The organism is Streptomyces sp. CB03234 (assembly GCF_001905885.1).
GTDB lineage: Bacteria > Actinomycetota > Actinomycetes > Streptomycetales > Streptomycetaceae > Streptomyces.
Window position 1 is genome coordinate 1,173,692 of record NZ_LIYH01000001.1, and the last position, 11,732, is coordinate 1,185,423.

Genomic DNA, 11,732 nt, shown 5'->3' on the forward strand with positions numbered 1-11,732 from the left:
GCCGCCCACCCGAACGGCACCGCCCGGCGCCCAGCGAACGCGCCGGGCAACCGCCCCGCCCCGCCCCCCGGCGGTCACGGGCACCCCTCATACGTCCCGTACAACGGCGTGCGGAACACAGCAGCGCCTGCCGTGTCCCCGACCGGACCATCGGCAGGCGCTGCGCCCTGTGTGCGCCACGTGCGCCCTGTTGGGGGGCGGGGCGGGTCTCCTACGATCGGTTACCCGATCGGGGGAGGGGAGCGCCCATGGCGTCGCCGGAGCGGACCGCGCGGACGAACCGAGTGGAGCGGGCGGTCGCCTTCTGCTTGCGCAACTTCGAGGTGGTCTTCGCGGCCGGGATCGGCCTGACCATCGGCTTCCTGGACATCTTCGGCGACAAGCTCATCGAGTCGGACCTCGCCTCCGGCGCCACCCTCGTGGTCCTCGGTGCCCTCGCCATCGGCTCGCTCTCCGAGCGCACCCGCCGCCCGCACGCCATCCGGGAGGCCATGGAAGGCACCCGCCGCGCCATCGAGGACCTCACCATGGTCCGCTCCCTGGCCGGCAACGAGGTCCGCGAGGCGCTCCGCGAAGCCCGCCAGGGCACCAACCTCTGGTACTTCAAGGGCGGCACCGGCACCTACCTCAGAGCCGTCACGCTCCCGCAGTGCGTACGCGCCGCCAAGGAGCACCGCTCCCAGCTCAACGTCAAGATCGAGATACTGAACCCGGCGGACGAACAGGCCTGCAACGCCTACGCCCAGTTCCGCCGCATGTTCTCCGCGAGCCGCCCCCAGAGCGGCGACGTGTGGACCGCCGCCCGCGCCCGCAAGGAGTCGTACGCGACCGTCCTCGCCGCCTGCTGGTTCCGCATGCAGCTGACCACCCTCGACATCAGCGTCCACCTGTCGTCGACCGTGCCGACGCTCCGCTTCGACCTGTCCGACTCCAGCCTGATCATCACCCAGGACGACCCCTCGCGGGTCAATCTCCAGGTCAGACGCGGACAGCCGCTGTACGACTACTACCTGACGGAGCTTCACCAGAGCCGCGAGCAGGCCACCGCCGTCGAGCTGCGCAACGCCACCCTGCTCAGCCTGTCCCCGACCGTCGACGAAGTACGCGCCCTGTTCGACGCGCTCGCGCTGCCCCTGCCCCGTACCTTCACCGACGCCGACGTCGGCGAGGTCATCGCCAAGGCCCTGCACGCCGAGGACCCCTACGGGAGGTGAACCCCCCGGGCCATGGACGCCATGCGCACACATGTGGACACCTACCTGCCCGTCCTCGAGGACATCGCCTCGGGGAAGCGGGCCCTGCCCGCCGTCCGGCACCCGCTGGGCTTCCTGTGCCTGCCGCTGCTCCGACAGGGTGCCGACGGCGTCTGCGTCCACCTCTTCGACGGCGACGCCGGGCACACCGCCGACGTCCCGCCGCTGCACGCCCACAGCTGGGAGCTGCGCAGCCACGTCCTGTACGGGGAGGTCGGCAACGTACGCGTACGGATACGCGACGACTCCGACACGCCCACCCACCGCGTCTTCGAGGTGCACAGCGGCCCCGACGGGGTGGACGAGATACGGCCCACCGCGCGGCTGGTGCGCGGCGAGGAGGGGCCCGTGCGCCGCAGCCCGGCGGGGGAGACGTACGCGCTCGGCGCGGGCGAGTTCCACACCACGGTGGTGACACCGGGCCGGAGCGCCGCCACCCTCGTCCTGGGACGGTCCCTGCCCGGCGGACGGGACCTGTCGCTCGGCCCGCTCGACGGGCCGCCGCGCCGCACGATCCGCCGGCTGTACGGCACAGAGGCGACCATGCGGGCCGTGCGTACGGCCCTGGGGAGGATCCATGCACAACGCCGTGCCTGACATCGGCCGCCGCCCCCCGTTCACGGCGGAGCGGCGGGTGGCCGTCGCCGCGGCCGAGGCGACCGGGCGGCTGCTGCGCGGCCACTTCGCCGACGCCCGGGCCGTACGGACCAAGGGCACGCACGGCGACGTGGTCACCGACCTGGACCTGGCCGCCGAGGAGCTGATCCTCACCCGGCTGCGCCGCCACTTCCCGCACGACCGGATCCTCTCCGAGGAGGCCGGGCTGCACGATACGGGGAGCGGCCGCACCTGGCTGGTCGACCCGCTGGACGGCAGCAACAACGTGGCGATCGGGCTGCCCGCGTACGTCGTCGGCATCGGGCTGTGCGTCGGGGACATCCCGGTCGTCGGCGTCGTCCACGAACCCGTCACCGGCCGCACCTGGCACGCCGTCACCGGCCAGGGCGCCCACGACGACGACGGCGCCCGGCTGCGCGGCCCGTGCGGCACCCTGCCGGGACCGGGGCCCGTGCTCGCCTGGACGCAGGGCCACGCGGTGGCGCGCGCCGACCCGGTGGCGACGGCACTGCGCGGCGCCCTGGAGCGGCGCTGCCGGCGCGTCCTGCAACTGTGGGCGCCGCTGCTGGGCTGGAGCCTGCTGGCGCGCGGCACCATCGACGGGTTCGTCGGCTACCGCGCCGAGGGCGTCGACCTGCCGCCCGGGGCGCTCCTCGCCGCCGAGGCGGGCGCTGAGCTGCGCACCCTGCGCGGCGCGCCGTTCCGGCCCGGCTTCAGCGGCCCGGACTCGGGACGCAGCTTCGTCGCCGCCCGGGCGGAGACCCTCACCTACGTACTCGAAGAGGTCGCCGCCGCCATGCGAGGGCGCGGTACCTGACCCCGGCGCGCCACCCGGTACCCGCCCCCGCCGCACCGTGCGGCACCCCACCGCGCTCCGCCTGACCTACGGCCGTCACGCCACGGGCCGTACGGCCGCCGCGCTCCGGAGGACGTGACTGTCACGACGTCGCCGCCAGCGCCACCGTCGCCGCCACCGTGCCCGACGCGGCCAGGACCAGGCTCGTGCCCATGAACCGGCCCAGCGCGATGCGCGTGCCGTGCCAGCGGCAGCGCTCGAACCACAGCAGGGTCGCCAGCGACGCCCACGGGGTGACCAGCGGGCCCACATTGACGCCGATCAGCAGGGCCAGCAGCTGCTCGTGGTGGCCGAGCGGCACCACCGCCTCACCCGCCACATACGCCGGGAGGTTGTTGAGCGCGTTGGAGAACCCCGCCCCGACCAGCGCCGTACGCAGCACCCCCAGCGGGCCCTCCTGGGCACCGATCGCCGACGCCAGTATCCGGTCCAGGCCCAGCGCACCGGCCGTCTCCACCACCAGGAACATCCCCGGCACCAGCACCAGCAGCCGCCACGGCACCAGCGACCACCGCAGCTCCTCCCGGCGGCGCCGCGCGAACGCCACGACCACCACCAGCGCCGCCGTCGTCGACGCCACCCACAACGGCACCAGGTCGGCCAGCAGCACCAGCAGGAACCCGCCGCACGCCAGCGCGCACACCCGCAGCAGCACCGGATCGGCGGGGCGCGGCGGCTCCGGCGGGACGTAGCGGTCCTCGCCGCGCCGGCCGCGCCGCCAGTAGAAGACCCACAGGCACGCCATCGTGGCCACGATCGCCGCCACCTGCGGCGGCCACATCACGGCCGCCATCTGCGACGGCGACAGCGCCACCCGGTCGGCCGCCAGCAGGTTCGTCAGGTTCGACACCGGCAGGAGGAGGGACGCAGTGTTCGCCAGCCACACCGTCGTCATCGCCAGCGGCACCGCCGCAATGCCCACCCGGGTCGCCAGCGCCAGCATCACCGGCGTCAACAGCACCGCCGTCGTGTCCAGATTGAGGGTGATCGTGGTGACCGACGCGAACAGCACGCACAACCCGAACAGAAGGACGTAACTGCCCTTCCCCGCCCGCGCCACCCACGTGGCGACCACGTCGAAGATCTCCGCCTTCCCCGTCAGCTCGGCCAGCACGATCACCGTCGCCAGGAACACCAGCAGCGGCCCGATCCTGGCCAGCACGTCCGACGCCGGACCGGACGGCAGCAGGCCCGTGGCGACCGCGAGCAGTCCGAGGACGAGGAGCGCCGCGGCCAGCCAGTCCAGCGGATGCAGGCGCGCGCTCCAGCGTCCGCTCACACGTCCGAGGAAAGTCACGGGAACGAGCATAGATTTTCCCCCGGACACCGCACCCCGGCCCGGCCTAATGTGGACACATGCCGAGGGTCGACGAAGCGGGGCAGCGCGCAGCCGAGTTGGACTTCTTCATCAGCTACTCACCGGCCGACGAGGCCTGGGCGTCCTGGATAGCCTGGACCCTGGAAGAGGCCGGATACCGCACCGTCGTCCAAGCCTGGGACTTCGTACCGGGCAGCAACTTCATCGACTTCATGGACCGCGGCGTCAGCGAGTCCGCTGCCGTCATCGCCGTCCTCTCCCGCCACTACGAACGCTCCACCTACGGCCGCATGGAGTGGACCGCCGCCCTGCGCGCCGACCCCGAGACACCGGAACGGCGCCTGCTCACCGTCCGCGTCGACGACATCCCCGTGGAGGGGCTGCTCGCGACCATCACGTACGTCGACCTCGTCGGCGTCCACGACGGCGCGGCCGCCCGCTCCCTCCTCCTCGCCCGCGTCGAACAGGCCCTCGACGGCCACGCCCGCCCCGCCCGCCGCCCCGGCTACCCCGGCGACGCGGCCACCGCCCGCACCACCGGCCGGCCCGTCGCCCCCGAGACCCACCTGCCCGCCCAGCGGTGGATCGGCGGCCCCGGCTGGGCCGGCCGCAGACGCCCCCAGAAGGCACCCCGCTACCCGCTGGGCCCGCACAGCGCCGCCGCCCAGGACGCCGTCACCGTCCTCCACCTCGCCGGCCCCGACTTCGGGCGCGGCCGCGAACCGGAGGCGCTGCGCCGCGAGATCCGCGGTGACCTCATCGTGCTGCGCGACAGCGGCGCGCCCGCCCCCGACCTGCTCGTCGTCACCGGCGACCTCACCGCCTCCGGCAGCCCCCGCGAATGCGACCAGGCCCTCGCCTTCCTCACCTCCGTACGCTCCCTGCTCGACCTGCCGCCGCAGCGCGTCGTCATCGTCCCCGGCGCCCAGGACGTCAACCAGGCCGCGTGCCGCGCCTACTTCCACACCTGCGAGGCCGACGAGGTCGCCCCGCAGCCCCCGTACTGGCCCAAGTGGCGCCACTACACCCGGCTGTTCCGCGGCTTCTACCACGGCCTGGACACCGTCTTCGACGCCGACCAGCCCTGGACGCTGTTCCCCGTGCCCGAACTGAACACCGTCGTCGCCGGGTTCAACTCCTCCGTCGCCTACAGCCACCGCCTGGAGGACCAGTACGGCCACATCGGCCGCGACCAGGCCGCCTGGTTCGCCGAGGCGCTGCGCCGGTACGAGGAGGAGGGCTGGCTCCGGATCGGCGCACTGCGCCACCCCCTCACCCACACCACCCGCCCCGGCGACGCCGACGGCGGCCCCGGCGCCCTCGACGACGCCGCCACCCTCACCGAACTCGCCGCGCCCCGCCTCCACCTGCTCCTGCACGGCCCCACCGGCGGTCCCCGCACCACCGGCACCGTCCCCAGCCACACCCGCCTGCCGGGCACCGGCGCCGACCCCACCGCCGGCCTGCCCGTCCTCGGCGCCGCCGCCCCCGCCCGCTTCCAGCTGCTGCGCATCGCCGCCGACGGCATCACCCGCTGGTACGACCGCGGCCGCACCGGCCCCGAGACGTTCCCCGGCACCTGGCCTCGCGCCGCCCGGATCTTCCCCGCCGCCGACGTCCCCGTCACCGGCGCGGACCCCGAACCCGTCCACGACCACGCCCCGTTCGACGAGCCCCCCGACTCGCTCACCGAGCGCGTCAAGGAAGTGTGCCTGGCCCGCCGCGACGGCGTACGGCTGCGCGACGTGCCGCGCCGCACCCCCGGCGACATGGCGCAGCTCATGGTGACCTGGCGCGAGGAGGGCGTCGTACGGCAGCTGCGGATCGCCGTCCACCCCGGCACCCCCACCGACGACCAGCTCGACCGGTTCGCCGAACAACTCCACGCCACCGGCCCCGGCGTCGAAGCGGAGCTCGTCCACGACGGCCCCACCCCCGACCAGGCCTTACGCGACCGGGCCGTCCGCCACGGCATCCGCATTCGCAGCTTCCTCGAATTCCAGGGCCTGCTCGACCTGCGCGGCTACGTCACCGCCCAGACCGGCCGCCTCCTCGCCAGCGACAGCTACGCCCCCGTCCGCTACCTCCCTCAGCGCTACCGCGACGCCGACCGCCCCGAGGGCGACCCCGGCGCCGAGCACGACAACCTCGTCGAGGACCTGCTGGAGCTGCTGGAGGCCGACCACGGCCGGTTCGTCCTCCTCCTCGGCGACTTCGGCCACGGCAAGACCTTCGCACTGCGCGAGCTCGCCCGCCGCATCCCCGAAGAACTCCCGCACCTCACTCCGCTGCTCATCCCGCTCAACACCCTCGACCGCGCCCACAGCCTCGAAGGGCTCGTCGCCGCCCACCTCGCCGGCAACGGAGTCGACACCATCGACCTGCGCGCGCTGCGCTACATGCTCGCCCAGGGCCGCGTCGTCCTCCTCTTCGACGGCTTCGACGAACTCGTCAACCGTGTCAGCTACGACCGCGCCGCCGACCACCTCCAGGTCCTCCTCGACGCCGCCGTGGACAACGCCAAGATCGTCGTCTCCAGCCGCACCCAGCACTTCAAGTCCCACGAACAGGTCCTCACCGCCCTCGGCGAGCGCGTCGGCCTGCTGCCGCAGCGCCGCATCCTGTCCGTCCAGGGCTTCACCCCCGACCAGATCCGCTCCTACCTCGTCAAGACGTACGGCGACGAGGAGGCCGCCGACCGCCGCTACCAGCTCCTGAGCAACATCCCCGACCTGCTCGCCCTGTGCCGCAACCCCCGCCTGCTGTCCTTTGTCGCCCAGCTCGGCACCGAACGGCTGCGCGCCGTCGCCGGAGCCGGCCGCGCGCTCAGCCCCGCCCGCCTTTACGAGGACGTCTTCACCTCCTGGCTCCAGTACGAGGCCGACCGCGGCCGCAAGGGTCCCGGCTCCCCGCCCGGCCTCACCCTCACCGAACTGTGGGCCGCGGTCACCGCCCTCGCCCAGCGCCTGTGGGAGTCCGGCCGCACCGCGCTGCGCCTGGACGAACTCACCGACGCCGTCGCCGGCACCCTCAGCCGCCTCACCGAAACACCCCGCTCCACCCAGGAACTCGGCCACGCCATCGGCGCCGGCAGCCTCCTCGTACGCACCGACGACGGCCTGTTCCACTTCATCCACGGCTCCGTCGGTGAGTGGCTGATCGCCCGCGAGGCCGCCCGCCGCCTAGACCGCGGCCAGTACGGACTCCTCCACGCCCGCCCCCTCAGCCGCCTCGCCGTCGAGTTCCTCTGCGACCTCGCCGACCACGAGCTGTGCGTCCGCTGGGTGCGCGACACACTCGACGGCAGCCGTACGGGGGTGAGCGAGACCGCCCGCGCCAACGCCGTCCGCATCGGCGACCGGCTCCGCGTACCCGCCCACGCCGATCTGCGCGGCGCCCGCCTCGCCGGCGAGGACCTCTCCCACCGCGACTTCTCCGGCGTCGACCTCACCGGCGCCGACCTCACCGACGCCCGCCTCGTCGGCGCCGACCTCCAGCAGGCCGACCTCACCGGCGCCCGCCTCGTCGGCGCCCGCCTCGACCGGGCGAACCTGCGCGGCGCGAACCTCACCGACGCCGACCTCCGCCGCGCCCGCCTCACCCGCACCGACCTGCGCGACACCCGCCTCACCCGCAGCCGCTGGCACCGCGCCGCCCTCATCGACCCCGTCATCGACGACACCACCCGCGCCGCACCCGAACTGCGCACCGCCGCCCTCGCCCCCGGCATGCCCGTCGACGCCGGGTTCCGCCCCTCCTCCGTCGGCGTGCCCTACGGCTACGGCATGCGCACCAGCCGGCTGCCCGAACCCATCGCCTACAGCCCGGACGGCGAACTCCTCCTCGTCGGCAGCGAGGACGGCGGCATCCTCGTCTGCGACACCGCGGGCGGCCGCGCCCTGCGCACCCTCCAAGGGCACGAGGGACGTGTGTACGCCGTCAAGCACGGCCCCGGCGTCATCGCCAGCGGCGGCTCCGACGGCGTCGTACGCCTCTGGGACCCCGTATCCGGCGCCTGCCGCCACCGCCTGACCGTCCACCCCGACGGGGTGTGGCCGGTCGCCCTCAGCGCCGACGGCACACGGCTCGCAACCGGGGACGCCGAGGGCCTGGTCACCGTGTGGGACGTGGCCGGCGGCGAACCCGTGCACCGGCTGCCCGGCCACCTCGCGCCCGTCTACACCGCCGTCTTCAGCCCCGACGGGCGCACCCTCGTCACGGGCGACGCCGCCGCCGACGTACGGATGTGGTGCCTCGCGACCGGGGCCTGCGAGCGTGAACTGCCCGGCCACCAAGGAGCCGTCTACCGGGCGCGGTACAGCCCCGACGGCACCCTGATCGCCACCGGCGACCAGGGCGGGGGCGTCCGCGTCTGGCACGCGGCCGACGGTCGGCCGAGGCAGGAGTTCACCGGCCACACCGGCCGCGTCTACACCCTCGACTTCCACCCCGGCGGGCGGCTGCTGGTCAGCGGCTGCACCGACGGGCAGGTCCGGCTGTGGGACCCGGCCGTCGGCACCCCGCTCGGCAGCCTGGAACGCTGCCCCGGCGCGCTCTACCAGGTCCTGTTCAGCCCGGACGGCACACTCCTCGCCGGCTGCGACAGCGACGGCACGGTCCGGCTGTGGACCGTCACCAGCACCCCTCACCAGGGCCACGTCGTCACCCTCCACGCCCGCCGCCCCACCCCGCACCGGGGCTCCGCCTGGGCGTGCGCCTTCCACCCGCACGAGCCGCAGCTGCTGACCGTCGGCAACGACGGAGGCGCCCAGATCTGGGAGGCCGCCACCGGCCAGGGCAAGCGCATCCTGCGCGGCCACGGCCGGCGCGTCAGCGGCGTGGCGTTCAGCGCCGACGGCACCCGCCTCGCCTCCTGCGGCAGCGACGGGGCGGTACGCCTCTGGGACACCCGCACCGGCTCCCGCACCCAGGAGCTCACCGGGCGCGGCGACCGGCTCGTCTCCGCCGCCTTCAGCCCCGCCCGGCCCGTCCTCGGCACCGCCAGCAACGACGGCGGGGTCTACCTGTGGAACCAGGACGGCGAGTTCCTGCGCGAGCTGGACGCCGAGACCGAGCACATCTGGGCCCAGGCGTTCAACCACGCGGGCGACCTGCTGGCCACCGCCAACGACGACGACACCGTCCGCCTCTGGTACCGCTCCACCGGCGCCCGCATCGCCACCCTCGACCGGCACCGCGGCCGGGTCCGCTCCATCGCCTTCCGCGCCGACAGCGATGTCCTCGCCAGCGGCTGCGACGACAGCTTCGTACGGCTCTGGGAGGCGCGCGAGGGGCGGCTGCTGGCCGAGCTGTCCGGCCACGAGGACCGGGTGTACGGCGTCGCCTTCGGGCCCGGCGACGCCTGGCTCGCCAGCGCCTCCTGGGACGGCACCGCCATTGTCTGGCGCGACGGCGAACCCCGGCTGCGGCTGCGAGCGGGCGGCGGCAAACTGTGGACGGTCGCCGCGCACCCCGCACGCCCGGTCCTCGCCGCCGCCGGCGACAACCGGACCGTCGTCCTGTGGAACGCCGACAGCGGCGCGCGGCTCGCGGAACTGACCGGCCACACCGGCCGCGTCCTGTCGGTGGCGTTCAGCCCGGACGGTACGGCGCTGGCGAGCGGCGCGGAGGACGGGACGGTACGCCTGTGGAACCTGCCGCTGGAGGGCGGTGAGCCGTCGCCGCGGGCCACGCTCATCGGCGTACCGGGCGGCTGGGCGGCGCTGACCCCGTCCGGGGGCTACAAGTACGAGGGGGACATGGCGGGCGAGTTCTGGCACGTGGTGGGCATGTACCGGTTCCAGCCGGGGGAGTTGGACGAGTTCCTGCCGGGCGTGCGCCGCCTGCCGCTCGGGGAGGAGCTGTGACGGTCATCGCATAGTCTCCCCGTATGCCGATCAGCCTGCGGAAGATGGAAGAGACGGCCCCGGCCCTGGTCAGCCTCTACAAGAGCGCGGGTGTGTCGCTGCGCAAGCACGGGCTGAGCGGCGAGCGCGCCGCGGTCTACCTGGTCATCGACTACTCGGGGTCGATGAAGCCGTACTACCAGGACGGCAGCGTCCAGGCGCTGGCCGACCGGGTGCTGGGCCTGTCGGCCAACCTCGACGACGACGGGCGCGTGCCGGTCGTCTTCTTCTCCACGGACATCGACGCCGAGACCGAGATCTCCCTCGCGAACCACCAGGGGCGGATAGACAGGATCGTGGCGGGGCTCGGCCACATGGGCAGGACCAGCTACCACCTGGCCATGGACGCGGTCATCGACCACTACCTGGACAGCGGTGCCACCGCCCCGGCCTTCGTCGTCTTCCAGACGGACGGCGGCCCGATCAACAAGCTCGCCGCCGAGCGCTACCTGTGCAGGGCCGCCAAACTGCCGCTGTTCTGGCAGTTCATCGGCTTCGGCGACCCGGGCAGCCGCCAGTTCGAGTTCCTGCGCAAGCTCGACGAGCTGGCCGTCCCCGCCAAGCGGTGCGTCGACAACGCGGGCTTCTTCCACGCGGGCGCCGACCCGCGCCGCGTCCCGGACGCCGAGCTGTACGACCGGCTGGTCGCCGAGTTCCCCGGCTGGCTCGCCGCCGCCCGCGCCCAGGGCATCGTCCGATGAGCGCGCCGCGCGTGCTGCGGGCGGCCGACCGGACGGCGGTGCCGTGGAAGAACGGCGGCGGCGTCACCCGCGAGATCGCCGCCTGGCCGGAGGGCTCCGGTGTGGACGGCTTCGACTGGCGGGTGAGCCTCGCGGACGTCGGCGCGGACGGGCCGTTCTCCGCCTTCCCCGGTACGGAGCGGATCCTGACCGTCGTCGACGGCACGGGCATGGGCCTCACGGTCGCCCGACGGCACCTGCTCGCGGAGCGGTACGCCCCCCGGCCCTTCCCCGGCGAGGTCGCCACCCACGGGCGGCTCCTCGCCGGACCGGTCGTCAACCTGAACGTGATGCACCGGCGGGGCCCGGTCACGGCGTCGGTCGCGGTCGTACGGGGCGGGCTGCCCGTCGCGGTCGCGGCGGACGCCACGGTGCTCGTCGTCGCCCTGGACGGCCCGGCGGAGGTGGCCGGCACGCAACTGGGGCGGTACGACGCGGTGTTGTGCGACGAGCCCGCGGTGGACCTGCGTACCGACGGGCACGCGGCGGTCGTCACGCTACGCCGGACGGGCTGACCCGGCCGTGTGATCGTGCCCGCCCGTTCGTGACCGGGCGCGTCCGGCGGGTAGGGCTGCACCTCGGGGCCGGCCACCGGACAGGAGACATTCACATGCGCCGTGCAGGTTTCGTCGTCGCCACCACCACCGCGCTCACCCTGACAGCCGCCGGGCAGGGCTGGGCAACCACCTCCAGCGGCGACATCACCGCCAGCTGGGGAGACCGCACCCGGATCCAAGTGACCTGGGTCGACCGGAACTCCTTCCACAACGGAACGCTCGCCGTCGCCGACCAGACGTGCGACGACAAGTCCCTCTACGCCACCCTCACCATCCGCACCGGCTCCGGCAACACCCTCTCGCTGGGCGACAAGCACAACACCGGCGGCTGCGGCACGACCGCCGACTTCCGCAACCTCCGGGCCACCGACGCGAGCGGCATCAGAAACCTCACGATGACCCTGTGCCGCCGGGGCGCCGCAGCGCCCGACCACTGCGAGACCCGGTACATCGCCGCCAACCCCTACTACGGGTTCTGACACCT

Annotated in this window: 8 protein-coding genes; 7 read left to right on the forward strand and 1 reads right to left on the reverse strand. The window is 74.0% G+C overall.

Going from position 1 to position 11,732, the window contains the following annotated elements; genetic code table 11:
- Nucleotides 1-248 precede the first annotated feature (248 nt).
- Genes AMK26_RS05285 through AMK26_RS05295 form a run of 3 tightly spaced genes read left to right on the forward strand, consistent with a single transcriptional unit; the run spans nt 249 to nt 2,688 of the window.
- Entirely contained in the window at nt 249-1,214 is a 966-nt protein-coding gene (locus tag AMK26_RS05285; RefSeq protein WP_073752384.1) for a hypothetical protein, read from the forward strand.
- 21 nt (nt 1,215-1,235) lie between these two features.
- On the forward strand, nt 1,236-1,850 hold the full coding sequence (locus tag AMK26_RS05290; protein WP_143608463.1) for a hypothetical protein: 615 nt from the start codon (nt 1,236-1,238) through the stop codon (nt 1,848-1,850).
- Entirely contained in the window at nt 1,831-2,688 is an 858-nt protein-coding gene (locus AMK26_RS05295) for an inositol monophosphatase family protein (RefSeq protein ID WP_073752388.1), read from the forward strand. Before AMK26_RS05290 ends, AMK26_RS05295 begins: the two co-directional genes overlap by 20 nt.
- A gap of 121 nt (nt 2,689-2,809) precedes the next feature.
- Here AMK26_RS05295 and AMK26_RS05300 read toward each other — a convergent pair whose 3' ends face one another.
- Nucleotides 2,810-4,006, reverse strand: a complete 1,197-nt coding sequence (locus AMK26_RS05300; RefSeq protein WP_241837791.1) for an SLC13 family permease — start codon at nt 4,004-4,006, stop codon at nt 2,810-2,812.
- 77 nt (nt 4,007-4,083) lie between these two features.
- Here AMK26_RS05300 and AMK26_RS05305 point away from each other — a divergent pair, with 77 nt between their 5' ends.
- From AMK26_RS05305 to AMK26_RS05320, 4 genes are all read left to right on the forward strand, one after another.
- Nucleotides 4,084-9,912 carry a TIR domain-containing protein gene (locus tag AMK26_RS05305; protein ID WP_073752390.1) on the forward strand — a complete coding sequence of 1,943 codons (5,829 nt, stop codon included), beginning with the start codon at nt 4,084-4,086 and terminating at the stop codon, nt 9,910-9,912.
- 23 nt (nt 9,913-9,935) lie between these two features.
- A complete protein-coding gene (locus AMK26_RS05310; protein WP_073752392.1) occupies nt 9,936-10,652 on the forward strand; it encodes a vWA domain-containing protein in 717 nt (238 codons plus the stop codon).
- The gene (locus AMK26_RS05315) at nt 10,649-11,206 is read left to right on the forward strand and encodes a HutD/Ves family protein (protein ID WP_073752394.1); all 558 of its coding nucleotides are present in this window, start codon (nt 10,649-10,651) and stop codon (nt 11,204-11,206) included. Before AMK26_RS05310 ends, AMK26_RS05315 begins: the two co-directional genes overlap by 4 nt.
- A 95-nt stretch (nt 11,207-11,301) precedes the next feature.
- Nucleotides 11,302-11,727, forward strand: coding sequence for a hypothetical protein (locus tag AMK26_RS05320; RefSeq protein WP_073752396.1), 426 nt, complete (start codon nt 11,302-11,304; stop codon nt 11,725-11,727).
- Nucleotides 11,728-11,732: the final 5 nt, after the last annotated feature.

Coding starts and splice junctions, on each gene's coding strand:
- AMK26_RS05315 (WP_073752394.1), top strand. CDS start 10,649: ATGAGCGCGCCGCGCGTGCTGCGGGCGGCCGACCGGACGGCGGTGCCG.
- AMK26_RS05320 (WP_073752396.1), top strand. CDS start 11,302: ATGCGCCGTGCAGGTTTCGTCGTCGCCACCACCACCGCGCTCACCCTG.
- AMK26_RS05295 (WP_073752388.1), top strand. CDS start 1,831: ATGCACAACGCCGTGCCTGACATCGGCCGCCGCCCCCCGTTCACGGCG.
- AMK26_RS05285 (WP_073752384.1), top strand. CDS start 249: ATGGCGTCGCCGGAGCGGACCGCGCGGACGAACCGAGTGGAGCGGGCG.
- AMK26_RS05305 (WP_073752390.1), top strand. CDS start 4,084: ATGCCGAGGGTCGACGAAGCGGGGCAGCGCGCAGCCGAGTTGGACTTC.
- AMK26_RS05310 (WP_073752392.1), top strand. CDS start 9,936: ATGCCGATCAGCCTGCGGAAGATGGAAGAGACGGCCCCGGCCCTGGTC.
- AMK26_RS05290 (WP_143608463.1), top strand. CDS start 1,236: ATGCGCACACATGTGGACACCTACCTGCCCGTCCTCGAGGACATCGCC.